Raw genomic sequence first — 25112 nt, 5'->3', positions numbered from 1 at the left:
GCATTCTGCCGTCCGGCACTGCCGAATCAAGGATGGTGCCGGGCATCGAGTGCGGCGAGTTCGGCGGCGAAGGCGTCGGCATCGAGGCCCGCGCTCAGCGCCCGGCGCGTCAGCTCGGCCTGCGTCTCGCCGTGCATACCGTCCAGCGGCTGATCGAGATCGAGGTTGGACGGAAACGCGTAACCCTCTGCGGCCGAGGCGATCACGTTCTCCGCGGACCGACGATCACGGGACCACAGGTCCACCAGCGACGGGTACACCGCACGCAGCAACGCCGACCGGTCCACCGACTCCATCGCCCGCCCGAACGCCGAACTGACCTGCAGGAGATTGGCCATGCGCGCGATATCGGCGGACACATTGGTGCCGGCCGCGTGGAACAGCCCCGGGTTGAAGAACACCGCGTCCCCCGCCCGCAGCGGCAACTGCACGTAGTTGTTCTCGAAGTACTCGCGGAACTCGGGCAGATTGAACGCGAGGTAGCCCAGCTCATACCGCTGGGAGTAGGGCAGGTACATCGTCGGACCCGACTCGATCGGCATGTCGACGTGGGCGACCGCACCCTGCAGGGTGAGCGCCGGGGACATCCGGTGAGTGTGGGCGGGAAACCGCGCGGCCATCTCGGGATCCATGAAACCGAGGTGATAGTCGCGGTGCGGCTGCTGGGCCTTGCCACCGGGATTGACCACATTGATCGCCGAGGTCACCTGGTACATCGGTCCCAGCCACGCCTCGCTGATAAGCGCCAGGATGTCGTTGCCGTAGTACCGGGTGAACAGTGCCGGGGCACGGTCGGCGAGTTTGCCGAGGGCGTTCCAGATCCGGTCGTTGACCCCGTTGGCCGCGAAGTGGTCGCCGCCGGCGGTGCCAGTCGCGCGCTGCTCGGCGACCATCGTCGTGAACGCCGCCGTGGTCTCGGCGAGCGCGGACCCGTCCGCGAACGCGCCGCGGAAGACCACGATGCCCGGGCCGGTCAGCAGCGCCTGCGCGAGTTCATCGCGGAGCGCGCCGCGACCCTCGGGATCGGCGGAGGACACGAGCACATCGTCGGCGTCATAGAAGAGCACGCCGCGCACGGTGCCGGCCGCATGCGGGTAGTCGGTGAGGTCTGTGGTGTCCCGCAGGGTGGCGAGGAAGTCGTCGAGGTCGCAATCGGCTGCCTGGACGCGGCGGGCAGAGGGTACGGCGGGGATGGCGGCGGCGGTCATGCCTCCATCGTCGCCGGTGCGGCGCAAGCAGGTAACCCGGAGAATCCCTCAAAAAGCCCTCAGCGAGTCCGCTGCGGATCGACAATACGACCGTGGCTCACCGCTTTCCGGTCCGGGAGATCGCCAGGCAGGCCGGCGTCAGCGAGGCGACGGTCGACCGGGTCCTGCACGGGCGGCAGGGAGTCCGCCCGGGCACCGTTCTCCAGGTGCAGCAGGCGATCAACGAGCTCGACGCCCAGCGCACCCAGTTGCGCCTGTCCGGCCGCCACTTCCTGGTCGACGTCGTCATGGAGACACCGCAACGGTTCTCGCGGCTGACCCGCCGGGCGCTGGAGGCGGAGCTGCCCACGCTGCCGGCGGTGTTCCGCGCCCGCTACCGGGTGGCCGAGCGTTGGCCGTTGCCGGACTTGCTCGCCGAACTCGCCGCGATCGGGCGGCACGGCAGCGACGGCGTGCTGCTCAAGGCGCCGGACGTGCCCGAGGTCGCCGAGGCGATCGGGCGTCTTGCCGCGGCGCATATCCCGGTGATCACGATGGTCACCGATGTGCCGCGCAGTCTGCGCCTGGCATATGTGGGGATGGACAACCGGGCGGCGGGAGCCACCGCGGCGTATCTGATCCACCGGTTCTTGTCGGGCAGGGCGGGATCGGTGCTGGCGATGACCAGTGGCGGCGACTTCCATGGCGAATCCGAGCGCGCGGCGGGCTTCGTCGCCACGCTCGCCGATCTCGACCCGGGCCGGCACGTGCTCTCGATGGTCTCCGACGGGCAGGACGAGACCTGCGCGCGGCGCATCGGCGACGCGCTCGCCGACCACGACGATCTCGTCGGGGTGTACTCGATCGGTGGCGGCAATCGCGGCATCCGGGCCGCGTTCACCGGGGCGGGCCGCGACTGTGCGGCGTTCGTTGCCCACGACCTCACCCCGGACAATGTCGAACTCCTTGCCGGAGGGACGATCTCGGCGATCCTGCACCACGACCTGCGGGCCGATGTGCGCGGTGCGGCACAGACCCTGATGGGTTTTCACGGGGCGCTGCCCCGGTTCCGGCCCCGGCCGGCGGCCGTGTCCGTGGTCACCCCCTTCAACATCCCGCGCGGTGCCCTCGGAAAAAGTTAAGTCAAAACAACCTAATGTCCTAACAAATACTCTATGCTTCGTGTGATGTACCGCACAGCGACTGGCGCCAAGCCGCCAGATGTCAGGGTCGCCGTGCGCCCGCGACCCGGCGCCACCCGCCGGCGAGGCTATAGCCGAAAGGACACACGATGGTGACTCTCCGGATCGAGGAGCCCCGATGAGCGGACACGGAGCTTCCGCGGCGGAAGCACAACTTCCCCCGCTCACCAAGGGCCCCCACAGCAAACGGGTCGGCCTGATCTCGATCGTCGCCTGCCTCGGCGGGCTTCTCTTCGGCTACGACACCGGTGTGTCGTCAGGCGCCGAGGGCCCGATGTCCGATGAGCTCGGGCTCTCCGACCTGCAGACCGGTGTGGTGATCAGCGCGCTGGTCTTCGCCGCCGCGGTGGGCGCCTTTCTCGGCGGCCGGATGTCGGACGCGATCGGCCGCAGGAAGACCATCGTCGTCCTCGCGGTGATGTTCTTCGTCGGCGTCCTGTTCGTGGTGCTCTCGCCCAGCAGTCACCTCGCCGGCTTCACGGTGGTGGTGATCGGTCGCATCATCCTGGGCCTCGCGGTCGGCGGGGCGTCCACCGTGGTGCCGGTGTACCTCGCCGAACTGGCACCGTTCGAGATCCGCGGCTCGATCACCGGCCGCAACGAGATGGCCATCGTCACCGGACAGTTCCTCGCCTTCTGCATCAACGCTGTCCTCGACAACACCCTCGGGCACGTCGAAGGAATCTGGCGGGTCATGTTCGGGGTCTGTGCCCTCCCCGCAATCGGCCTGTTCTTCGGCATGCTCCGAATGCCCGAGTCACCGCGCTGGCTGGTGGAGAAGGGCCGCACCGACGAGGCCCTCGCGGTTCTGGACACCATCCGGTCCTCCGATCGTGCGCGCGCCGAACTGAACCAGGTCATCGGCGTCGCCTCCGACGAGGAGGAGGTCGAGGCCAGCAAACCCGGATTCAAGCAGATCCTCGCGAACAAGTGGCTGCGCCGCATCGTCCTGGTCGGTATGGGTGTCGCCGTGGCACAGCAGCTCACCGGCATCAACGCGATCATGTACTACGGACCACGCGTGCTCGAGGAGTCCGGCTTCAGCGAGTCGGCCGCCCTCACCGCGGCCACCGCCTTCGGACTCGCGGCCGTCATCGGCGGTGTGATCGCCCTGCGCAACATGGACCGCCTCGACCGGCGCACCACGTTCATCATCGGCCTGTCGCTGACCACGCTCTGCCACCTGCTGGTGGGTATCGCGGGTCTGTCCATTCCCGAGGACAACTCGGTCCGCCCGTACGTCATCGCCGTGCTGGTGTTCCTGTTCGTGCTGTCGATGCAGTCGTTCCTGAACATCGCCGTGTGGGTGTGGCTGGCCGAGATCTTCCCGCTGAATATCCGCGGCCTGGCGATCGGCATCTCGGTGTTCTTCGGCTGGTTCGTCAACGGCCTTCTCGCGCTGACCATCCCGACGCTCGTCACCAACCTCGGCCTCACCACGTTCTTCCTGTTCGCGATTGTCGGTGTGATCATGCTCGGCTTCCTGTGGCACGAGGTCCCCGAAACCCGCGGCCGCACGCTGGAGGGCCTGGAGGAGGCCCTGCTCGACGGCGAGATCTACCGGGAGCTGCCGCGGCGCCTGCCGTTCGCGGGCCTGTTCTATGACCGCGACCGGCATTGACGCCGGCCACTATCCGTCACACCACCGAGGGAGATTTCCATGACTGTTGTTGTCGCAGTGTCGGACAACCGCGAGAGCCATCACGCCTTCGTCGCCGCGATCGCGGAGGCCAAACGCCTGGGCACCGATCTGGTCGTCGTCAATATCGGCGACCGCGAGTTACAGGAGGACGGCACCGACACCTCCGGGGTCAAGGTCACCGTCGCGAAGCACCGCAAGGGTGATGCCGCCGAGGTCGTCATCGACGAGGTCGTCAAGTGCGATGCCCAGCGCCTGGTGATCGGGCTCAAACGGCGCACGCCGGTCGGAAAGGTGTTGCTCGGCAGCGTGAGCCAGCGGCTGCTGCTCAACAGCCCGGTGCCGGTACTGGCGGTGAAGCTGCCCGCGGAGGAACTGTCGTCGACGGCGCTGAGCGAGATGCGCGGGGGCATTCCGCGGGTCACCGGATGACCTGTCGCCCCCAGCCAGACGACGGTGACGGTCGGGGCACCGTCGTCTGGAGCCCGGAGTTCCTGCGGTACCGGTGGTCGCCGTACCACCCGATGCATCCGGCTCGCCTCGACCTCACGATGGCGCTGGCCCGGTCGCTCGGACTCCTCGATCACCTCGACCTGGTGGCCCCGGACCCCGCCGACGACGGACTGCTCCTGCGCGCGCACACCGCCGACTACCTCGCGGCCGTCAAACAGGCCCCGGACCCGTCGGTCGAGGTGCCCGGTGGTTACGGTCTCGGCGGCGAGGACAACCCGGTGTTCGAGCACATGCACGAGGCGGCGTCGGTCATCGTCGGCGGTACGCTGCGCGCCGCACGCGCCATCGCCACCGGTGAGGCCACCCGTGCGGTGAGCATCGGCGGCGGGATGCACCACGCGATGCCGGAGTCCGCCGCCGGGTTCTGCCTGTACAACGACGTCGCGGTCGCTATCTCCTGGCTGCTCGACAACACCGACATCCAGCGGGTGGCCTATATCGACGTCGACGTCCACCACGGCGACGGCGTACAACGGGCCTTCGCCGACGACCCGCGCGTCCTGACGATCTCCGTCCATCAGGATCCGCGCACGTTGTGGCCGTGCACCGGATACTCGTCGGAGGTCGGCGAGGGCGCCGCCGCCGGCAGCATCGTCAACCTGCCGCTGCCGCCGGGCACCAGGGACACCCACTGGCTGCGGGCCTACCATGCGGTTGTGCCGCAGGTGGTTTCGGTGTTCGGTCCCGACATCATCGTCAGCCAGTGCGGGGTGGACACCCACCGCGCCGATCCGTTGGGAGAATTCGAGATGACCGTCGACGGCCAGCGGGCGGCGTTTCTGGCCATGCGCGAGCTCGCCGATCGGTACGCGAACGGCCGCTGGCTGGCACTCGGAGGCGGTGGCTATGACCTCGCCGGCGCGGTGCCGCGGGCCTGGACCCACCTGATCGCCGTCGCCGGCGGGGCACCGATCGACGTGGTCACACAGGTGCCGCAGTCGTGGCGGACCTACGCCGAGCAGATCACCGCCGAGGACCACCTCCCGGTCACGATGGGTGACGGCGGGGACACCGAGTACCTCCCCTGGCCCGTCCGGGCCGACGCCGACGGCACCGACCTCGACCGACTGGTCGACGCGGCCATCACCGATACCCGCCGGGCGGTCTTCCCGCTGCACGGCCTGGACCCCGAGTCCGATGTCTGACGACGCGGCCGAGGGCACCGCCGAACGCCCGAGCTACCCCGAGGACTGGCGCGCCGACGTGCTGGCCGCCGACGGCGGCGTGGTGCACCTGCGCCCGATCACCCCCGACGACGCGTTCAAGCTGGTGTCGTTTCACTCGAAACTGTCCGAGCAGAGCATCTTCCGGCGGTACTTCGAGCCGCATCCGCAGCTCACCCCGAACGAGGTGTACCGGTGCACCCACGTCGACAACCGCTACCGCGTGTGCCTGATCGCGCTGCTCGGCGACGACATCATCGCCGTCGGCGTCTATGAGGGCGAACCCGGATCCCCGTGCGCTGAGGTCGCTTTCACGGTTTCCGACGACCATCAGCGGCGCGGTCTCGGGTCGGTGCTGCTCGAGCATCTGGCCGGCGCGGCCGCCGAGAACGGCATCGAGCGGTTCGAGGCCAACGTCCTCGCCGAGAACCAGGGCATGGTCCGGGTGTTCCGGGAGGCCGGCTATCAGGTCAGCGGCACCTACGACGGGGAGGCCGTCGACCTCGACGGCGATGAGGTCCTCGAACTCGAGTTCGCGATCGATCCGACGGAAGCACTGCTGCAGGTGCGCAACGCCCGCGAACGCGCATCGGAATCGCGCAGTATCCGGAATCTGTTGTCCCCCCAGTCGATCGCCGTGATCGGCGCCTCCCCCACCAGGGGCAAGGTGGGGCATGCGGTGCTGGTCAACCTGCTCGCCGGCGGCTTCACCGGGCCGGTCTATCCGGTCAACGCCAAACGCCGATCGGTGCAGGGCGTCCCCACCTACCCCTCCGTGCGCGACATCCCCAATCGGGTCGACCTCGCGATCGTTGCGGTACCGGCCTCCGATATCGACGTGGTCCTCGACGACTGCCTCGACAAGGGCGTCAAAGGACTGCTGGTGCTGTCGGCGGGATTCGCCGATTCCGACGCCGACGGCTACGCCGCCCAACGACGTCTCGTCCGGGAGGCGCGGGCGCACGGGATGCGGCTCGTCGGTCCCAACGCGCTGGGCATCGCGAGCAACGACCCGGCGATCTCGATGAACGCCACACTCGCCCCGAAGCTTCCGGGACGGGGCCGGGCGGGGTTCTTCTGCCAGTCCGATCCCCTCGGTGCCACGGTGCTGCAGGAGGCGGCTGCCCGGCGTCTGGGCCTGTCGACGTTCGTGTCGGCGGGCAACCGCGCCGACGTATCCGCCAACGACCTTCTGCAGTACTGGGATTCGGATCCGGACACCGCCGCGGTCCTGCTCTATCTCGAATCACTGGGCAACCCGCGCAAGTTCTTGCACCTGGCGCGGCGGATGGCCCGCGACAAGCCGATCGTGGTGGTCAAGAGCAGCCGCATCGACCGCCCGGACGCGCACGGCGACGCACCCGCGATCGATAACACGGTGGCCGCCAACGTGTTTCATCAGGCCGGTGTGATCGCCGTCGATTCGATCGTGAAGATGTTCGACTGCGCGATGATCCTGTGCCACCAGCCGCTGCCCGCGGGACCGCGCACCGCCGTCATCAGCACCAGCGCACCCCTGGGACTGCTGGCGGTGGATATCGTCCGGTCCGGCGGCCTGGTCGCATCCCGCACCGAGATCCTCGGTCCGGCGGTCGGTCCGGAGGAGTTCGGGACGACACTGGCGAAGGTGGTGGCCGACCCCGACGTCGACGCCGTCGTCGCGCTCGTGGCGCCCCCGGTCCCGATACCGATGGAACCGTTCGCCGCGCCACTGCGATCGGTCCGTTCGGAGACCAAGCCGATCATCACCGTGTTCGCCGGCGCGAACGGCATCCCGGAACTGCTGGCCGTCAACGGATCCGACGGCATGCCCGATGTGGGTTCGGTGCCGTCGTTCCCCGATCCGGACCGCGCGGTGCGCGCCCTGCAACGGGTGTGGAAGTACGCGCAGTGGCGCGGCCGGCCCATCTCCGTCCCGCGCCATCCGAACGGAATCGACGTCGACCGCGCCCACGAGATCGTCGTGAGCGCCCTGCGCCGGGGCGCCACCGACCACGGCCGGCTGTCCGACCAGGACGTGGCAGACCTGCTGGACTGCTTCGGCATTCACCCTGTCGACTTCCGCGAGGTGGCCACCGCCGACGAAGCGGTGTGCGCGGCAGAGGAATTGGGCTACCCGGTGGCGATCAAGGCAACCAGCGAAGGCTGGCGGAACCGCCCCGACATGAGCGGTGTGCGGCTCGACCTCGAAGGTCCTGATCAGGTGACCCGCGCCTATCGCGACATCGCGGCGGCCTCCGGCTCGCCGCACGTGCACGTACAACGCATGGCGGCCAAAGGGATCGGCTGCTCCATCAAGGTCCACGACGACCCGTCGTTCGGTTCGCTGGTGTCGTTCGGGCTGTCCGGGATGGTCACCGAACTTCTCGGCGACCGGGCCTACCGGGCCCTGCCGCTCGGCCCGGAAGACGCCCGCACGCTGATCGACGCGCCCCGCGCCGCCCCCGTGCTCGACGGGCTGGCCTGCACCGAACCGGCCGATAAACAGGCCCTCGCCGACCTCGTCGAGCGGGTGTCGGCGTTGTGCGATCTCATCCCGGAGATCCGAGAACTGAACCTGGAACCGATCCTCGCCTCCGCGTCCGGTGCGGCCGTGCTGTCCGGGCAGGTCCGGATCGGATCGGCGCCACGCCGCAGCACACCGCGCCGGATCGGGTGAGAGTTGCCGTAAACCCCACGGATATGCCCCGGCGAGGAGATTATGTCGATGCCGAGGGATATCCGTGGGATTGGTGGTGTGCGCCTACTCGCCGGCCGGTTTGCCGTGCACCTGATAGCCGCCTTCGGCGTAGCGGCTGCGAACAGCCTTCTTGTCGAACTTGCCCACCGAGGTCTTGGGGATCTCGGTGACGAACGACCAGCGTTCGGGAATCTGCCAGCGCGGCACCAGATCTGCCAGGAACGCCTTGTGGGCCTCGATGTCGGCGTGCTCCTCACCGGCCACCACTGCCAGCACGAACGGCCGCTCGTCCCACTTCGCGTCGGGCACACCGATCACGGTGGCCTCCAGCACCACCGGGTTGCTCATGACGGCGTTCTCCAGTTCCACCGAACTGATCCACTCGCCGCCGGTCTTGATGATGTCCTTGGTGCGGTCGACGATCGTCATGTACCCGTGCGGGCTGATCGTGGCCACGTCGCCGGTCCGCAACCAGCCGTCGCGGAACTTGTCGGGGGCGCTCACATTGCCGTCCGGCTGGTAGTAGGCCCCCGTGATCCACGGACCGGACACCTCGAGTTCGCCGGAGGCCTCACCGTCCCAGGGCAGTTCGTTGCCCTCCTCGTCGACGATGCGCCCGGCGACCAGCGGCGGAAAACGTCCCTGGGTGACGCGGAAGGCGAAGGCCTCGTCCGGGTCGTCGACGCCGGCCGGCGGGCGGGCGATCGATCCGAGCGGCGAGGTCTCGGTCATGCCCCAGGCGTGGGTGATCGGGGCGTTGAACTCGTCGAACGCCTTGATCATCGAATGCGGCACCGCCGCTCCGCCGACGATCACCTCCCGCAGGTGCGAGATGTCCTGCGGCGCGGTCCGTAGCTGACCCATCACGCCCTGCCAGATGGTGGGCACCGCCGCCGCGAGCGAGGGCCGGCCGGCCTCCATCATCGCCAGCAGCGGCTCGGGCTGCAGGAACCGGTCGGGCATGATGATCGTCGCCCCACACATCATCGCCGCGTACGGCAGGCCCCAGCTCATCACGTGGAACATCGGCACGATCGCCAGCATCGTGTCGCGATTGGACATCCCCAGGCCGGTGGTCGACGTCGCGGTCAGCGAATGAAGGTAGATGCTGCGGTGGGAGTAGACGACACCCTTCGGGTCGCCGGTGGTGCCCGAGGTGTAGCAGAGCACCGCAGCATCGCGCTCGTCGATGTCGTCGGGCCAGTCGTAGGTGGTGGGATGCCCGGCGAGGAAATCCTCGTAGGAGTGCACGGTGACCCAGTCGGGTGCGGTGAACGAGTCGACCGGACCGTTGACGACGATCACGTGCCGCAGACCCGGCGCCTCGGCGACGTACCCCGACAGCATCGGCGCGACCGAGGCGTCGACCAGGATCACCTTGTCCTCGGCGTGGTTGAGGATGAACACCGCCTGCTCGGGCGAGACCCGCAGGTTCACGGTGTGCAGCACGGCCCCCATCGCCGGCACCGCCGCGTACACCACCTGGTGTTCGTTGTTATTCCACATGAAGGTGGCCACGCGGTCGCCGCGGCCGATCCCGATCGCTGTCAGGGCGTGGGCGAGCTGGGCGCCCTGCGCCCCGATCTCGGCGAAGGTGATGTCCCGGAAATCCGATCCGGTCCAGGTACGTACCTTTCCTTCCGGGAACGATTTTCGGCTGTAGTCGACAAGGGACGCGAGCGAGAGGTTGCCGCTCTGCATCGTGGACTGAATCATCTTCCGGGTTCTCCTTCGCGGGTCGCGACCGTGATACTGGCGCCGGGCACCACCGGCCGCCGGGGTCGAGTGTGCCTGTAACCACCGCAAGCCTAGACTGTGATCGACAGCACAGCATCGGAGTCCGTCGTCTCGCCCGTCGAGGTGCGCCGCCGATCCGATGCACCTTCCGGACCGGACACCGCACGCGGCGTCCGGCCTCAGTGAAAGGCGATGACCGTGCCCTCCCTGCGCGATCTGTACGACGCCGCCGAGAAGCGGCTCACCCCGACCATCGAGGCGGTGGTGCATTCCGAGGAATTCGCCACCACCACCGCAATCGTCGGCATGGTGCGCCGCGAGGCCGGCAAACGCATCGAAGGCGCCGGTGCCACCCTCTGGCATCTGGTGAACATCCCGGCCGGTTCCGATGTGCGCAAGCTGCGCCGGCAGGTCGGCGAACTCGACTACGAGATCCGGCAGTTGCGTCTGCAACTGGCCGAACAGTCCCACCTCACCCGCTCGACCGAGGAGGACTGACGGTGGCCGTGCCCAATCCGCTCAGCGCCGTCGACCGCATCCGCAAGGAGGTCGAGCGCAACTCGCTCCGGGCCCGCAACGGCATCAAAATGGTCGCGGGCGTCGGCAAACCCAAGGTCGGGGCCACGCCACGGGATGTGGTGTGGCGCAACGGCCGCGCCCGGCTATTCCGGTACCGCAACGACGACGTGCGTTACCGTCCGCCGCTGCTGATCGTGTTCAGCCTGGTCAGCAAGGCCTACATCCTGGACCTGTCGCCGGGCAACAGTTTCATCGAACACCTGCTGCGCGAGGGCTTCGACGTCTATCTGCTCGACTGGGGTGAACCCGACGAGCGCGACGCCCGCAACAACCTGGAGTACTACGCCGACGGCGCCATCCCGTCGGCCATCGACGCGGTCTGCCGCACCGCGCACTGCGACGAGGTCAACATCCTCGGCTACTGCTTCGGCGGCAACCTCACCCTGCTGCACGGCGCCCACCACCCCGACGCCCCGATCCGCAGCCACACCGTCGTCGCCTGCCCGGTGGACTACGACAAGATGCCGCTGGGCAGTTCGTTCCGGCAGGCCGGCACCGGTGTCGAGGACCTCATCGGCGACGACGGCAATGTTCCCGGCAGCGTCATCTACAACGCCTTCCGCACCCTGAAACCGGTCGGCGAGGTGACCAGCTACGTCGACCTGCTGGACCGGATGTGGAACGACGAGTACGTCGCGGCCTTCCAGGCGATGAACGGCTGGAGCACCGATCACATCCCGCTGCCCGGCGCCACGGCCCGGCAGATGTTCGGGATGCTGATGGAGGAGAACGCCTTCATCAACGATTCGCTGACGCTCGGCGGTGACCGGATCAGCCTGCGCGACATCACCGTTCCGTTCCTGTCGGTGCTGGGCGAGAAGGACCACATCGTCCCGCTCGACGCGGCGGCCCCCATCAACGATCTGGTCGGATCCGCAGACTCCGAACAGCTGCGGCTCAAGGGCGGACATATCGGCCTGGTGGTGGGCCGCACGGCCGCCAAGACCACCATCCCCACCATCATCGAATTCCTCAAGAAGCAGAGCGAGGCACACGCGTGAGCGACCCGGACATCACCATCACCAACATCACCGCCGGCGATATCGCCGAATTCCGCACCCTGCTGGCCAAACTCGACGACGGCGACATCACCGCGATCCGGGTGCAGGTGGACGACACCGATTACATCGCCCGGCTGGCCGACGACCCGGACCTGCGCTGGATCGCCCGCCGGCCCGACGGGGCGATCGTCGGCTACGCCACCGTCAACCGGCTGCCCGGCTGGTCCGACCATGTCGGTGAGCTGCGCCTGGTCGTGGACCCCGAGGACCGCGGAAGCGGTTTGGGCCGCAAGCTCATTCAGCACTCACTACGTGAGGCGGTGTCGGCCGGGATGCGCAAGGTGGTGGTGGAACTGACCACCGACTCCGACGCCGTCGTCGAGCTGTTCAGCAGCCTCGGCTTCACCGGGGAAGCGCTGCTGCGCGACCACATCCGGGATCACAACGGCGAACTGCGCGACGTACTGATGCTCGCCCACATGGTGGACAGCACCTGGGAGAACCTGGAGACCGTCGGCATCGCCGACGCCCTCGCCTGATTTCGAGCCCCGCGGATACCGGCGGCCTGGACCGGTTGTGAACCTGTCCCGGCCGCCGGTGTCCGCTCAGCTCACAGCATCGGGGGGATGCGGGCGTCGATCAGGTGCGGACCGGGTTCGGCGAGTGCGGCGCTGAACTGCTCGGCGAGTTCCTCGCAGGTGGTGGCGACGGTGGACGGTACCCCGAAGCCCGCGGCGATCTTCGAGAAATCCATGTCCGGGTTGGACAGGTCGAGCAGTTGCCGGGCCTTGGGGCCGCCCTGACCCGCACCCGTCCGCATCAGCTCCAGGCGCAGGATCGCGTAGGCGTGGTTGTTGATGAGCACCACGGTGACGTTCAGATTCTCCCGGGCCATCGTCCACAGTGCCGAAATCGTGTAGGCGGCACTGCCGTCGGCCTGCAGGGCGATCACCGGACGGTCCGGTGCGGCCACCGCCGCACCCACCGACACCGGTAGGCCCTGCCCGATCGCCCCACCGGTCAGGGTGAGCACATCGTGACGTGGCGAACCCGCGGTGACACCGGGCAGCAGCAGTCCCGAGGTGTTGGTCTCGTCGGAGATGATGGCGTTCTCCGGCAGCAGTGCGGCGATCACCTGACCCCAGTTCTGCACAGTGAGATCACCGGTGGGCAGTTCGGTGGTGGTCGCCGGGGCCAGGCGCGGTTCGGTGTCGGGGGCCACCGCGGCGGCGAGTTGTTCCAGGGCGGCGACGACATCGACATCGCGGCCTGCCAGGGTGTGCACCTGAGCCTCCTCGGGCACCAGACTGCTCGGTTTGCCGGGATAGGCGAAGAACGACACGGGGGCGCCGGTGCCGGCGACGATCAGGTGCTTGACGCCGTCGAGCTGCGCCATCGCGGCCTCGGCGAGATAGCCGAGACGGTCCAGATGCGGAATACCGGCGCCGCGAGTGTGCCGGGTCGGGAAGGTCTCGACCAATGCGGTGGCGCCGGTGGCGGCGGAGATCCGGTCGGCCGCAAGCTGTCCCGCCTCGCCGGTGGCCGGGCCACCGATGAGGATGACGGTGCGCTCACCGCCGCGCAGGATCTCGGCGATCTCGGCCACCACAGCGGCGTCCGGGGCGGGTGGGGTCTCGGGTTCTGCCGGGCCCGCCGGCACGCCTCCTTCACTCCACGAGATATCGGCGGGCAGGATCAGGGTGGCCACCTGGGCGGGGGTGGCCTGCGCGGCGGCGACCGCGGCGGCGGCGTCGGCACCGATGGTGTCACCGGATTCGATGCGCCGCACCCAGCCGTGTGTCCACTCGGCCAGCGGCTCGATATCCGACTCCAGCGGAGCGTCGTACTGCTTGTGGTAGGTGGCGTGATCACCGACGACATTGACCAGCGGGACGTGCGCGCGGCGCGCGTTGTGCAGGTTGGCCATCCCGTTGCCCATGCCGGGGCCCAGGTGCAGGAGGGTGGCGGCGGGCGTGCCCGCGATGCGGCCGTAGCCGTCGGCCGCACCGGTGACCACACCCTCGAAAAGGCAGAGCACACCGCGCATCTCGGGGACATCGTCGAGTGCGGCGACGAAATGCATCTCGGACGTGCCGGGGTTGGCGAAACACACGTCCACACCCGCGTCGCGCAGTGTGGAGATGAGGGCCTGGGCGCCAGTGGTCATCTACGGTTCCTTACTTGTGGTCCGGGTCAGTTGTCGTTCGGGTCGGTGAGCAGCGCACCGGGATTGAGGATGCCCGCCGGGTCGAGGGCGGCCTTGATGCGGCGCATGAGAGCGATCTTCGCGGGATCTTCGAGCTCCTCGTAGTGCCCGGCCTTCACTCGGCCCAGGCCGTGTTCACCGGCGATGGCCCCACCGAGTTCCATTGCGGTGGCAAAGATCTGGTGCAGCAGCCGATGCCGCGTGTCGTCGTCGGGGCAGAACACCGCCAGGTGCACGTTGCCGTCGCCGGCGTGGCCGCAGCCGATCACCCCCGCGTTCGCCTCGGTTGCCAGTTCTCGTGCCCGGTTGAGGAATTCATGCATCTGAGCCCTCGGCACCACGGTGTCGATGACGTCGTCGGCACCGGCCGCCTTGCCCATCCAGAACGCCCGCTCCCGTGCCTCGATCAGGGCGTGCGCCGAATGCCCTTCCAGCACATACAGATCAAGAGCACCGAGGGATTCAGCGAGTTCGCCGAGCAGGACCACGTCGCCGTCGAGCCGGTCATGGTCGCGGTTCTCCAGGCCGATCACCAGGTAGGCCTGCGCGGTCTTCTCGATGTCGTCCGGGATACCCAGGCTCAGGCCCTGTGCCTGCGCGATCGCGGCGAGGGTGAAGCTGTCGATGTACTCGAGGATGTTGGGGTCCACGCCGGTGCGCAGCACGGCGGGAACCGCGCGGGTGATGGCCTCCAGATCGGCGAACGGCACCAGCAGTGTCGCCGAATGCGCCAGCCGCGGGTAGAGCCGCAGCGTCACCTCGGTGACCAGCCCGAGCGTGCCCTCCGAACCGATGATCAGCTGGGTGAGGTCGTAACCGCTGGAGATCTTGGTGATCTTGCCGCCGGCGCGGATCAGTTCGCCGGTGGCCAGCGCCGCCTGCACGCCGAGCACGTTCTGCCGGGTCACCCCGTACTTCACCGCACGCATACCGCCGGCGTTGGTGGCCACATTGCCGCCGAGGCTCGCCGACAGCTCGCCGGGAAACACCTGGTACACCAGGCCGTGTTCGGCGGTCGCGGTGTCGAGGTCGGCCAGCGTCACGCCGGGCTGTACGACCGCCACCTGGTTGGCGGTGTCGATCTCGATGATCGATGCCATCTTCTCGAAGGAGACGAGCAGCCCGTCGGCGTGCGGGCGGGCCGCACCGGACAGGCCGGTGCCCGAACCGCGTGCGGTGACCGGGATTCCGGCCGCCGACGCCGCCACCAGCAGCTCGGCCACCTGCTCGGCGGTCTGCGGTCTGGCCACATACCGGGGCACCACCGGTTCCCCGACCAGCGCCTCGTCGTGCGCGTAGTCCGGACCGATCGCGTCGCCCGTGAGCAGATCGTGTTCGCCGACAATCTTGCTGAATGCACCGGCCGCACCGGTGGCGTCGTCGCCCATGGGAGAACAACCTACTCCGCCGACGGCGCCCATGGTCACGGACTGCTGAATCGGAGTTCAAGTAGTCGGCGTCGGTGTCGGATCGATCTACGGCATCACCCGAGCAAAGGCGCCGCCGCAGCCCTGCCGGTGAGTTGACTCACACCATCCGGGCCATTTATTGTTGCTTGTACAAACTTGTTCGTTGTACAAGTTCAGCGGACAAGGGGACAGAGGAGACGCCGTGCCCAACACCCAGCGTGCGGTGCGCAGCGGCGGCAAACAGACCCGCCTGACTCTGCTTCGGGCCGCCGACGAGGTGTTCTTGGAGCACGGCGAGCGAGCGTCGGTCGCCCAGATCTGCGAGCGGGCGCAGACCTTCCCCAACCAGGTGACCTACTACTTCGGCTCCAAGGAGCAACTGTTCGTCGAGGTCGCCTGTGCGGCGGTGCTGCGCGCCGGACGCCATGCCGAGGAGGCCGCCGACGACGCCGGCACGCTGGGCGCCTACGCCGGAACCCTGGTGCGCACCCTGCTCGGGCCGGAGTTGGCCAGGGTCCAGCTGTTCACCACCGCGATGCTGCTCGCGTCCCGGCGAACGGATCTGCGCGAGCACACCGGCGACACGCTACGACTGCTGCATGAGCGCGGCGAGGTGGCGTTGCACCGCACCCTGGCCCGCACCGGATGGCAACCGCGCACGCCGGTGGAGGTGGAGGCGAAGGCGTTCTGGTCGGCAGTGTTCGGCGTGGCCGTGCAGATGTCGGCCACCACCCCGGACATCGGATACTCGCTCACCGACTCGGTCGCGGTGGTGTTCGCCCACCTCGCCATCCCCGACAATCTGCTCGACTTCCCGCTCACCCCCGAACCCGCCCCGCGCCCCATCCAGAAACACCTGTCAGAGAAAGGCTCTCGATGACCTCGACAACCCCCGTCACCCAGCCGCGGCCGCACCTGACCCATGAGGTGTTCAACCAGTCCACCCCACGTGTCGACGTCAACGAGTACGACCTGAATCCGGTTCTGGCCGAGGCCGTTACCCGGCACGATGCCGGCTGGGCCGAGGACGAGCTGCGGCAGGTCGGCGCTCTGGTCGGTTCGGCGCAGTTCCAGCACGACGCGGCACTGGCCCACACCCTCACCCCCGAACTGCATACCTTCGACCGATGGGGGCACCGGATCGACGAGGTGGAGTATCACCCGTCGTATCACCGCATCATCTCCGCCGCGGTCGCCCACGGGGCCCACACCCGGTGCTGGGACGATCCGCAGCCCGGCTCCCATGTGGCCCGGGCCGCGATCTTCATGCTGTTCGGCCAGATCGAACCCGGCCACGCCTGCCCGGTGTCGATGACCCACGCGGTGATCCCCTCGCTCGAGCTGCAGCCGGACGTGGCCGCGCTGTGGGTGCCGAAGGCATTGTCGCGCAGCTACTCCCCCGAGCTGAGCGCCGACAAGGCGTCGGCGATCTTCGGTATGTCGATGACGGAGAAGCAGGGTGGTTCGGATGTGCGGTCCAACACCACCGTGGCCCGGCCTGTTGGTGCCGGCGGCCCGGGCGCCGACTATCTGTTGACCGGCCACAAATGGTTCTGCTCGGCCCCGATGTCGGACGCCTTCCTCGTCCTTGCGCAGGCGGAAGGCCCTGGTGGCGAAGGTCTTTCCTGCTTCCTGCTGCCCCGGGTACTGCCCGACGGCACCCGCAACGTGTTCCGCATCCAGCGGCTCAAGGACAAGCTCGGCAACAAGTCGAACGCGTCGAGCGAGATCGAACTCGACGGCACCGTGGCGGTGATGGTGGGTGAACCGGGCCGCGGGGTGCGCACGATCATCGAGATGGTCGCGCAGACCCGCCTGGACTGTGTGCTCGGCAGCGCCGCCGGCATGCGGCAGTCGGTGGCCGAGGCGCTCTGGCATGCCCGCCACCGCGCCGCGTTCGGTGCGACACTGGCCGATCAGCCCGCGATGACGGCGGTGCTCGCCGACCTCGCGCTGGAGTCGGAGGCCGCCACGGTCACCGCGATGCGGCTGGCGCGTGCCCACGACGAGGACGCCGACGACTCCGAACGTGCCTTCCGCAGGCTGGCCACCGCCATCGCCAAGTACTGGATCTGCAAACGCGGACCGCATCATGCCTACGAGGCACTGGAATGCCTGGGCGGCAACGGATACACCGAGGCATTCCCGATGGCGATGCGCTACCGGGAGCAGCCGGTGATGGCCGTCTGGGAGGGTTCGGGCAATGTGATCGCCCTTGATGTGCTGCGCGCCATGACGCGGGAACCGGAGTCGGTGGCCGCCTTCGACGCCGAGGTGAACCGCGTGCGCGGCACCCACCCGGTGCTCGACGCCCACCTCGACCGGATGCGGCGCGAACTCGCCGAACTGGCCGGCCTCGACGCCGCCGGTGCGCAGCGCCGCGCCCGCCGGGCCGTCGAATCGATGGCGCTGGCGCTGGAAGCGTCACTGCTGGTGCGGTTCTCACCCACCGCGGTGGCCGAGGCGTTCATCGCCGCCCGGCTCGGCGACGACCGCGGCTTCGAATACGGCACCCTCCCGGTGGGCACCGACCTCCAGGCCATCCTCACCAGACACTGACCAGACACACCTTGCGATCAATTCGCGCAGTGGTTTCCTGCCGAAGCGTCACCGACTCACCGGCGTTCTGTGGCCGATGACAGCACGACGATCGCGATACGGCGCGTCATCGCCCGCTGCCGCTTTTCGTAGAGCCCGAACAGTCGCGCGTTCACCAACTCCCAGCGACGGGCGTAGGATCGGTCGGCGGGGCCGATCACTGTCGCAACAGCGGTGTGAACTGTTCTGCCGATTTGGAATTCGCATTCAGGACAGGCTCTGATATTGGCCAGCCAACCCGGCGCCGCAGGGTCGCCGTTGTTGGATGCCACAACAAGGAGATCGTCGCCGTCCTGCACGTAGATGAGACCATGTGTGCGGCGAAGCCCGGTCTTTCGTCCGGTGGTCCGCAACAACAAGGAGGGCAACCCGAACAGCAAACGGTGGCCGACGGCTCCTCCGCTACGTTCATAGATGACCTGGTGCACCGACAACATCCGCGTACATACCCATCGCTCCCCCCTTCGCCTCCGACCAACGTACCGATCCCAGCGATGCCCCTGGCCACGAACCACCCGGCGCAGACCGACCGACTGCTCTAACTAACCGGCAATGTAGGTCCACCACGCCGAGCAGACGATCGCCGACGATGTCGTCAGCCGAGCCGCTCGCCACCCCACACCCCGGGCAACCTGTTGGTCTTCCCGAACTGCAGGCATTCGGCCCGCAGCGGGCAACGGTGGCACACTTCCACAGCCACGCCTGCATCCTCGGTGGGGAACGGATGCCACAACTCGGGGTTCAGGCCGGGATCAGCACACAGTGCGCCCGTCCAGTCCGGGGTTTCCGACGCGAAAATCAGCGCGGTGAGCGGCACGTGAAGCGGCTGGACGGCGGAAGTGGTCATCAGAGCATCCTCCTTTCAGGATATTCGCATGGCGGACAAAAGTATTCGATGACGGATCGATCCCACGATTCGTGGTCACCGAATCCTCCCGTAGAAGAATGCTGAACGATGACACCTGTGCCACCTCCTTCCGTTTGTCCGCTGACGATTCCTGAAAACTACAAGATGACGCCGATTGACGCCGCTGATTTTTCGGACTCAGGGCCTGCGCGCGATCCAGAGGCTTCGGGTGCCCCGGATGTGGACGCCGGATCGGTCTGGTGCTCCGTTGCCAGAGTTCAGGATTCGCGATAGTGAGGCTTGTTGCTCGGCGTTCAGACCGCGGGAACCGTGGACTGCGAGGCGGTGGAGTTCGGCTCGCGCGTAGTCCCCGCCGGGGCCGTCCCAGGCGAGTTCCCGGTCGCTGACCAGCGTGCGCTTGTCGAGTAGTTCGAAGCCCGCGTCGCCGAGGCGTGCCGTCCACTCCGGTCCGGGTGCGTCCGCATCGGCCAGCGCTCGCAGTCGAGATTCCAGTTCGTCGTACTCGACGGGCAGCAGTCGCGGCGGGGCATCCATCTCCATGATCGCCAGCACCCCACCCGGGCGGATCACGTGCGACAGAACATCGAACGCCACTGCCGGATCATCGAATTCGTGGAATACCGACGACGCCCAGACCAGGTCGACCGACCCGGCTTCGATGCCCAGCTCCTGAACGGGACGCGTGAGGGTCCTGACGTGTTCGCCCGCCACCCGGGCTGCGATCGTCGCGGCCATCGCGGGGTTGGCGTCGAGGGCGATGATCTCGGCCTCCGGGTAGCGGTGTGCCCAGCGCAAGGTCCCGGTACCGGTTCCCGCACCCACGTCGAGAACACGGTGGACACCGGCGTCGTCGACGTGGGTGGCTGCTGCGTCCATCGCGGCGTCGAGCAGTTGTTCGTGAACACACGCGTCCAGATCGAGCAGCAGGCTCAGTGCGGACGAGTGCCGATGAGAATGCTGAGACTCGTCGGTGGGCAGGGCCTGAGCGTCGTTGTTGTGCATGGTTCCAGCGTAGATCCGCCATGCAGTATAGGCATATACTCTTGCCTATGACGCAAGATGCGGATGTGGACCGACTCGTCAGGCTGCGCATCCGCGCATTGAGGCTCGCCCGTGGATGGTCGCTCGACACTCTGGCCGAGCGCGCCTACCTGAGCCCTTCCAACCTCAGTCGCATCGAGACCGGTGCTCGGCGCATCGCACTGGACCAGCTCGTGGCGATCGCCCGCGCACTCGACGCGACGATCGATCAGCTCGTGGAATCGCCGGAGGACGAGGACGTCGTGATCCGCCCGCATCGGGACGAGCGGCGTGGCATGACCACCTGGACGCTCACCAGCTCCCGCACTCCCGGCGGACTCACCGTCGCGAAGATGCTGATCACGACGCCACCACCTCCACTCGATGAAGCCGGAGTCCACCCCGGCCGAGACTGGTTCACCGTCCTGCGCGGCACCGCGGCTCTGCGTCTGGGCGAACGCATCATTGTCGTCGAGGCCGGGAACGCGGCCGAGTTTTCCACCATGGTCCCGCACGCCATCGGCGCTCACGGACCCGATCCCGTGGAGATCCTCACCATCCTCACGGCCGAAGGCCGGCACGCCCACGAGCAGGACTGAGCACATGGCTGTACTGCGGTGTACCCGGTACTCGCCATGGCCGCACCGGAGCGCCCCATCGATCACCACCGCCGCCCACGACTGACCGCTCCGCAATTCCGGCTGTACCCAGCAGGCCAGTCGGCCGTCCCTCGCGATCACGGCCGCATGCCCGGACGCCGGCAGTTGTCCCCGCTCTCCCGGCATCCGGTGAATCAGCCTGCGTCGTAACGGTCACGCGCGATGATGATCTCCGCCGCCGCTTCCTCGGCCCATACCTTGATTCCTTGCAGGACCTCGTGCAGGCCATGCCCGAGTTCGGTGAGGGAATAGGTCACCGACACCGGCACCGTCGGGGCCACGGTGCGCGTGACCAGACCGTCGCGCTCAAGGTTCCGCAACGTCTGGGTGAGCATCTTCTGACTGACTCCCGCGATGCGGCGGTTGAGTTCGGCGTAGCGCATGTCGCTTTCACCGAGAGCGCACACCACCAGCGACACCCACTTGTCGGTGATCCGTTCCAGGACAAGGCGACTCTTGCAGCTTGCCATGTACACGTCGTAGTCGGCCTTGCGTACGGCACGCCGTTGGGCGGCGGTCATCGTGACCATCTGCATACTCCTGCATCTGTTACGCACTTTCAGGTGCCTACTTACCAGTAGAGAGTTACTCACCGATGCTGGTGTGGTCAACCTCTTCGGGGTCCTGACAGATCGCACCCGTAACAGTAAGGAACTCATCAATGCGCGCACTCGTCGTCACACCTCCCGGCGTACCCGAGATCACCGAGGTCGAGCCACCGGCACCCACACCGGGAACAGTTCTCCTCCAGGCCGTCGCCGCAACACTGAATCCGGTGGATGTGGCTGTGTCCGAAGGCTTCTTCCATCAACTGGGCTGGATTGCGCGACCGACCGTCGGATTGGGCTGGGATGTCGTCGGTGAGGTCATCGCGGTCGGCGACGGCGTAGATTCGGTTTCACCGGGCGACATCGTGGCCGCACTGTACGGCGGCGTCGACAAGGAGGTCGGTGCTGTCGCAGAGCAGGTGGTGGTGCCGGCCGACTCGATCGCGGCGGTGCCCGCAGGACTCGACCCGGTGGCCGCGGCGACAGTCGGGCTCAACGCGCAGACCGCACGTCAGGGGCTGGCACTTCTCGGTACCGAGCGCGGATCATTGTTGATCACCGGTGCTGCGGGATCGGTCGGTGGCTACGCGATCCAGTTGGCCGTCGATCTCGGGTTCACCGTCACCGGGCTGGCGCGACCTGCCGATCGCTCATTCGTCGAATCGACCGGAGCCCGGTTCACGGATCGGGTAGACCGCACCTACGACGCCGTGTTCGATGCCGCCGACCTCGCCGACGAAGGGCTTCGGGCGGTCCGCGACGACGGTCGGTACATCGGGGTGGTACCGGCACGGGAGACCGCCGCCGAAACGCGGATCGACGTCCAGGCGGTTCTGGTGCGACCCGACGGCGCCGAACTTGCCGAACTGCTGGCGTTGGCCGCCGCCAACAAGCTCATCCTCCGCGTCTCGGAGAAGGTCGGCCTCGACGACGCGCCGGATTCCGTCGCGCACCTGTCCGATGGTGGCCGGCGCGGCGCGGTGGTTGTCACGTACTGAGCAAGACCAACTGCCTCCGGCTACCGGGGATCTGGGCGAGAATCGGTGTGTGGCTGCCGACGTCAACTGCGCAGCGAATTCATTCGCAGCTGAAAGCCCACATCACGCCGAAGCGGTCGAACACCTGCCCGTAGTAGCCTCCCCACGGCGCCTGGGCGAACGGCATACCTTCGTCACCGCCGCCGGCGACGAGCTTGGCGATGAGATCCCGCGCCTCGTCGGGCGTGTCCGTGGTGTACAGCAACGAGTACACCGTGTCGCGGATCGGATTGGAATGCTCCTCGGGGATGGCGTCTCCGGCGGCGATGGTGCCACCCGGAGTCGTCAACGTCGAGTGAGCGATGGCGTCCTGCGAGATGGCGGGCATGTCGAACCCCGTCTGGGCATAGGTGAGAAGTTGCAATTCTCCCCCGAATACCTCCTGCCAATGGGTCATGGCCTCTTTGGTGTTCCCCGGCAGAGCCAGATACGTGGCAAGATTGTGCGTCATCGCGAAAGCCTCTCTCTCTGGTGATCATGTGGCGACATGCCCAGTATGACCACACCGGTGCGGCGTTTGGGGAGTCCCGACGCACATCTTTTCTCGCGCACCGACGGCTGTCGAGAGTATGGGGGTCGGAGTGCGTCAGCCGATGGTCGCGGTACCGAGTGTCGCGGCGACAATGTCCCGGAGCCACGCGTGCGCAAGGTCGCTGTCGTATCGACGGTGCCAGCTCAGCGCGATGGGAGCCGCCTGAAGGGTGAACGGCAACGGCCGCACGACGAGACCCTCGGGTAGTGAGCGGGTGAGTCGTTCGGGGATCACGGTGGCGCTCGTGGTCGTCTCCAGGATCGCCAATCCCGCGGCGACGGTGGGCACTGTGGCGATGATCTTCCGGCTGAGGCCGGCTTCGGCGAGCACGTCGTCGAGGTGCCCCCGAGCGCGGCCCCTCCGCGAGATCGCGATGTGCGGCACGGCGACCACGGCCTCAAGGGCGGGATTCTCGACGTCGAGACCGGCGTCGCGGGACGCGACGAGCATCATCCGGTCGGAGGTGATGACGCGCGCCCGTAGCCCGGCGGTGGCGGGAGGTTCCGCACCGACGTCGAGGTCGACGAGTCCTTGGGCGAGATCGCGATCGTCGCCCGAGCCCTCCCCGAGCACGCGCAGCTGAACCTGCGGAGCAGTGTTCGCGATGACCCGGACCACGCCTGAGGCCACCGTGGGGGCGAGCGACTCGTGGCAGCGCACGACGAAACTGCGCTGCAACTGCGCGAGATCGAGCGAACGGCGGGGCGAGAGGATCTGCTCGGCCCGGGCCACGAGGTCACGCACCTCGCTGCGCATCTCCAGTGCCCTGGCCGTGGGGATCATGTGCCGCCCGTTACGCACCAGGATCTCGTCGCCCGTCGCGGCGCGAAGTCGCGAAAGGATGCGGCTGACCGCAGGTGGGGTCAGATGAAGCTGCGCGGCGGCATCCTGCACGCTCCGGTGTTCCAGCAGGGCGTCCAGGCCGGCGAGGAGATTGAAGTCCACATGACTCACAGTAATGTACAGGCTTCCTAACCTGCACTGGAATCATGGATCGGTTCTTCGTAACGTCGTACTCGTCAACAAGAGAGGACGCCATGAAGACCGACTACAGCGAACTTCTGAAAGCTGTCACAGTGATCGCAGAGCAGGCCGGTGACCGGCTGCTGAACGTGTACGACACCGACGCCCGTCCGGCCGATGCCGCCGCTCTGCGCGACGCTCTGGATCGCAACGAGCGGGTCTCCGCCGACGGAACCCGCGCGGCGCTCACCGCGCTGCTGCCCGAGGCCCGCTTCGTCGGCGAGGCCGAGGAGGCCGCACCACTCCCCGATGACGGCGACTGGTGGGTCATCGACGACACCGAAGGCAGCGTGAACCACATCCACGGCCTGCCCGACTGGGGCGTGAGCATCGCGCTCGTCCGCGCCGGCACCCCGGTGCTCGCCGTGTTCCGCCAACCGGTACCGGACCTGACCTACACCGCCGTCGTGGGCGAGGGTGCACTCGTGGGCGAACGCCGACTGGCGGTGTCGGGGAAACAGGGGCTCGACGTCGCGATCGTCGGAACCGGCCAGGCCGAGGCCGATCAGCCAGACACCTACGGCCCGATCGGCTCCTCCATCACAACACTGCTCGACGCGGCCCTCCTGGTGCGCGCCAGCGTGCCGTCCACCTTCCCGATGCTGCAGGTGGCCGGGGGAAACATGGACGCGTTCTGGCAGTACCGGCCGGTGCTGCCGGGTGTGGCCGCGGGATCGCTGTTCGTCGCGGAGGCCGGCGGGGTGGTCACCACCATCGACGGAAAGCCCTGGGTCCCGGGCAGCGACACGATCCTCGTCGGCGCCCCCGGCGTGCATCCCGGCGTCCGTGCAGCGCTCGCGACGACCGACGGGAGCCTCCGATGAGGATTGTTGTTCTGGGAGCGTCCGGAGGTACCGGTCGCGAACTCGTCGTTCACGCCCTCGCCGGCGGTCACCAGGTGCGGGCCCTCGTGCGCAATCCCGATTCCGCCGGCTTTGCCCCGCATCCCCAGCTGGAGGTGGTGCGCGCGGACGTGAACGACGCCGCGAGTGTCGCCGCCGCGATCGGCCCGGACGACGTCGTGGTCTCGGGTCTGGGTGTACGCGGACGCGCCGAGACCGGCACGCTCACCGCCGGGGCGAGAGCGGTCGTCGCCGCCCACCCGGCACGCATCGTGTGGCTGGGGGCGTCGGGCACGGGCCCGTCCGCCACCAAGGTCGGCGGTGTCACCGCCTGGTTGCTGCGCAGGATGTTCGGCCCCGAGTACGACGACAAGGTCACCGCCGACACCGCAGTGCTGGCCGCCGGGGGAACCGTCGTGCACTCGGGTCCGCTCAGCGACAAGGCCGACGACGCACGCCTCACCCTGGCCCCGCTCGCCGCGGTACGCAAGCGGCTCTTTCCCTACGGCGCTTCACGGATCTCCGTCGCGCGCTTGATGATCGAACTCGCGACACGGTCGCCCGCGGACCCCGAGGGACTCTTCCTCATCCAGAAGGCGAAGTCGTGACACCTTCCGGGTGCGGGCAGGTGCCGGCGGCCCGGCGGGCATGATGCCGACCGACGGAGTG

The 25112-nt window shown here is 67.9% G+C and carries 24 protein-coding genes; 14 read left to right on the top strand and 10 right to left on the bottom strand.

The features are described from left to right. Positions 1 to 26 precede the first annotated feature (26 nt). A complete protein-coding gene (locus GOAMR_RS17040) occupies positions 27 to 1208 on the bottom strand; it encodes a phytanoyl-CoA dioxygenase family protein (protein WP_005190667.1) in 1182 nt (393 codons plus the stop codon). Between the two features lie 92 nt (positions 1209 to 1300). Here GOAMR_RS17040 and GOAMR_RS17035 point away from each other — a divergent pair, with 92 nt between their 5' ends. The 5 genes from GOAMR_RS17035 (at position 1301) to GOAMR_RS17015 (ending at position 8363) form a co-directional block, all read left to right on the top strand. Continuing rightward, positions 1301 to 2329: a LacI family DNA-binding transcriptional regulator gene (locus GOAMR_RS17035; RefSeq protein WP_005190665.1), complete on the top strand. Its 1029-nt coding sequence runs from the start codon at positions 1301 to 1303 to the stop codon at positions 2327 to 2329. Positions 2330 to 2408: 79 nt separating this feature from the next. After that, complete coding sequence (locus GOAMR_RS17030) at positions 2409 to 4010, top strand: sugar porter family MFS transporter (protein WP_083836996.1); 1602 nt, start codon at positions 2409 to 2411, stop codon at positions 4008 to 4010. A 39-nt stretch (positions 4011 to 4049) separates the two neighbouring features. After that, positions 4050 to 4460 carry a universal stress protein gene (locus GOAMR_RS17025; RefSeq protein ID WP_005190661.1) on the top strand — a complete coding sequence of 137 codons (411 nt, stop codon included), beginning with the start codon at positions 4050 to 4052 and terminating at the stop codon, positions 4458 to 4460. Further along, positions 4457 to 5686: an acetoin utilization protein AcuC gene (locus GOAMR_RS17020; RefSeq protein WP_050942777.1), complete on the top strand. Its 1230-nt coding sequence runs from the start codon at positions 4457 to 4459 to the stop codon at positions 5684 to 5686. The genes GOAMR_RS17025 and GOAMR_RS17020 overlap by 4 nt, the downstream gene beginning before the upstream one ends. Then, the gene (locus GOAMR_RS17015) at positions 5679 to 8363 is read left to right on the top strand and encodes a bifunctional acetate--CoA ligase family protein/GNAT family N-acetyltransferase (RefSeq protein WP_005190655.1); all 2685 of its coding nucleotides are present in this window, start codon (positions 5679 to 5681) and stop codon (positions 8361 to 8363) included. Before GOAMR_RS17020 ends, GOAMR_RS17015 begins: the two co-directional genes overlap by 8 nt. An 84-nt stretch (positions 8364 to 8447) precedes the next feature. On the opposite strand, the gene GOAMR_RS17010 is transcribed toward GOAMR_RS17015, so the two are convergent. Then, a complete protein-coding gene (locus GOAMR_RS17010; protein ID WP_005190651.1) occupies positions 8448 to 10100 on the bottom strand; it encodes a long-chain fatty acid--CoA ligase in 1653 nt (550 codons plus the stop codon). Between the two features lie 213 nt (positions 10101 to 10313). On the opposite strand from GOAMR_RS17010, the gene GOAMR_RS17005 reads away from it, so the two are divergent. From GOAMR_RS17005 to GOAMR_RS16995, 3 genes are read left to right on the top strand one after another with little or no spacing between them, the layout of a single operon-like run. Beyond that, positions 10314 to 10619: a hypothetical protein gene (locus tag GOAMR_RS17005; protein WP_005190650.1), complete on the top strand. Its 306-nt coding sequence runs from the start codon at positions 10314 to 10316 to the stop codon at positions 10617 to 10619. Between the two features lie 2 nt (positions 10620 to 10621). Further along, positions 10622 to 11701, top strand: a complete 1080-nt coding sequence (locus GOAMR_RS17000) for an alpha/beta fold hydrolase (protein WP_005190648.1) — start codon at positions 10622 to 10624, stop codon at positions 11699 to 11701. Continuing rightward, entirely contained in the window at positions 11698 to 12240 is a 543-nt protein-coding gene (locus GOAMR_RS16995) for a GNAT family N-acetyltransferase (RefSeq protein ID WP_005190645.1), read from the top strand. The genes GOAMR_RS17000 and GOAMR_RS16995 overlap by 4 nt, the downstream gene beginning before the upstream one ends. Positions 12241 to 12311: 71 nt before the next feature. Here the strand turns inward: GOAMR_RS16995 and GOAMR_RS16990 are convergent, their stop codons facing one another. Further along, the gene (locus GOAMR_RS16990) at positions 12312 to 13868 is read right to left on the bottom strand and encodes an acetolactate synthase large subunit (RefSeq protein ID WP_005190643.1); all 1557 of its coding nucleotides are present in this window, start codon (positions 13866 to 13868) and stop codon (positions 12312 to 12314) included. 26 nt (positions 13869 to 13894) lie between these two features. Further along, positions 13895 to 15295, bottom strand: coding sequence for an FAD-binding oxidoreductase (locus tag GOAMR_RS16985; RefSeq protein WP_005190641.1), 1401 nt, complete (start codon positions 15293 to 15295; stop codon positions 13895 to 13897). A gap of 223 nt (positions 15296 to 15518) precedes the next feature. On the opposite strand from GOAMR_RS16985, the gene GOAMR_RS16980 reads away from it, so the two are divergent. Beyond that, entirely contained in the window at positions 15519 to 16196 is a 678-nt protein-coding gene (locus GOAMR_RS16980; RefSeq protein WP_005190638.1) for a TetR/AcrR family transcriptional regulator C-terminal domain-containing protein, read from the top strand. Further along, complete coding sequence (locus tag GOAMR_RS16975; protein WP_005190635.1) at positions 16193 to 17875, top strand: acyl-CoA dehydrogenase family protein; 1683 nt, start codon at positions 16193 to 16195, stop codon at positions 17873 to 17875. The genes GOAMR_RS16980 and GOAMR_RS16975 overlap by 4 nt, the downstream gene beginning before the upstream one ends. A gap of 56 nt (positions 17876 to 17931) precedes the next feature. Here the strand turns inward: GOAMR_RS16975 and GOAMR_RS16970 are convergent, their stop codons facing one another. The 3 genes from GOAMR_RS16970 to GOAMR_RS16960 all read right to left on the bottom strand — a co-directional run bounded on the left by GOAMR_RS16970 (position 17932) and on the right by GOAMR_RS16960 (position 19784). Beyond that, a complete protein-coding gene (locus GOAMR_RS16970) occupies positions 17932 to 18351 on the bottom strand; it encodes a nitroreductase/quinone reductase family protein (RefSeq protein ID WP_005190632.1) in 420 nt (139 codons plus the stop codon). A gap of 158 nt (positions 18352 to 18509) precedes the next feature. Further along, the gene (locus GOAMR_RS16965; protein WP_005190629.1) at positions 18510 to 18761 is read right to left on the bottom strand and encodes a WhiB family transcriptional regulator; all 252 of its coding nucleotides are present in this window, start codon (positions 18759 to 18761) and stop codon (positions 18510 to 18512) included. Between the two features lie 198 nt (positions 18762 to 18959). Beyond that, complete coding sequence (locus tag GOAMR_RS16960) at positions 18960 to 19784, bottom strand: class I SAM-dependent methyltransferase (RefSeq protein ID WP_005190627.1); 825 nt, start codon at positions 19782 to 19784, stop codon at positions 18960 to 18962. A 47-nt stretch (positions 19785 to 19831) separates the two neighbouring features. Here GOAMR_RS16960 and GOAMR_RS16955 point away from each other — a divergent pair, with 47 nt between their 5' ends. Continuing rightward, the gene (locus GOAMR_RS16955) at positions 19832 to 20401 is read left to right on the top strand and encodes a helix-turn-helix domain-containing protein (protein ID WP_005190624.1); all 570 of its coding nucleotides are present in this window, start codon (positions 19832 to 19834) and stop codon (positions 20399 to 20401) included. Positions 20402 to 20595: 194 nt separating this feature from the next. On the opposite strand, the gene GOAMR_RS16950 is transcribed toward GOAMR_RS16955, so the two are convergent. Further along, positions 20596 to 20991: a winged helix-turn-helix transcriptional regulator gene (locus GOAMR_RS16950; protein ID WP_005190622.1), complete on the bottom strand. Its 396-nt coding sequence runs from the start codon at positions 20989 to 20991 to the stop codon at positions 20596 to 20598. A gap of 131 nt (positions 20992 to 21122) precedes the next feature. On the opposite strand from GOAMR_RS16950, the gene GOAMR_RS16945 reads away from it, so the two are divergent. Further along, positions 21123 to 22007 carry an NADP-dependent oxidoreductase gene (locus GOAMR_RS16945; protein WP_005190619.1) on the top strand — a complete coding sequence of 295 codons (885 nt, stop codon included), beginning with the start codon at positions 21123 to 21125 and terminating at the stop codon, positions 22005 to 22007. Positions 22008 to 22086: 79 nt separating this feature from the next. Here GOAMR_RS16945 and GOAMR_RS16940 read toward each other — a convergent pair whose 3' ends face one another. Both GOAMR_RS16940 and GOAMR_RS16935 read right to left on the bottom strand, forming a co-directional pair. Next, a complete protein-coding gene (locus GOAMR_RS16940; RefSeq protein WP_005190616.1) occupies positions 22087 to 22497 on the bottom strand; it encodes a VOC family protein in 411 nt (136 codons plus the stop codon). A 135-nt stretch (positions 22498 to 22632) separates the two neighbouring features. After that, the gene (locus GOAMR_RS16935; protein ID WP_040515617.1) at positions 22633 to 23523 is read right to left on the bottom strand and encodes a LysR family transcriptional regulator; all 891 of its coding nucleotides are present in this window, start codon (positions 23521 to 23523) and stop codon (positions 22633 to 22635) included. 92 nt (positions 23524 to 23615) lie between these two features. Between GOAMR_RS16935 and GOAMR_RS16930 the strand changes: the two genes are divergently transcribed. Together GOAMR_RS16930 and GOAMR_RS16925 are read left to right on the top strand one after the other, a co-directional pair. After that, positions 23616 to 24425, top strand: coding sequence for an inositol monophosphatase family protein (locus tag GOAMR_RS16930; protein WP_005190610.1), 810 nt, complete (start codon positions 23616 to 23618; stop codon positions 24423 to 24425). Beyond that, a complete protein-coding gene (locus tag GOAMR_RS16925; RefSeq protein ID WP_005190607.1) occupies positions 24422 to 25051 on the top strand; it encodes an NAD(P)-dependent oxidoreductase in 630 nt (209 codons plus the stop codon). The genes GOAMR_RS16930 and GOAMR_RS16925 overlap by 4 nt, the downstream gene beginning before the upstream one ends. Positions 25052 to 25112: the final 61 nt, after the last annotated feature.

Origin of the sequence: Gordonia amarae NBRC 15530 (assembly GCF_000241345.1) — a bacterium.
GTDB classification, from domain to species: Bacteria; Actinomycetota; Actinomycetes; order Mycobacteriales; family Mycobacteriaceae; genus Gordonia; species Gordonia amarae.
This window is presented reverse-complemented; position numbering and strand designations above follow the sequence as displayed.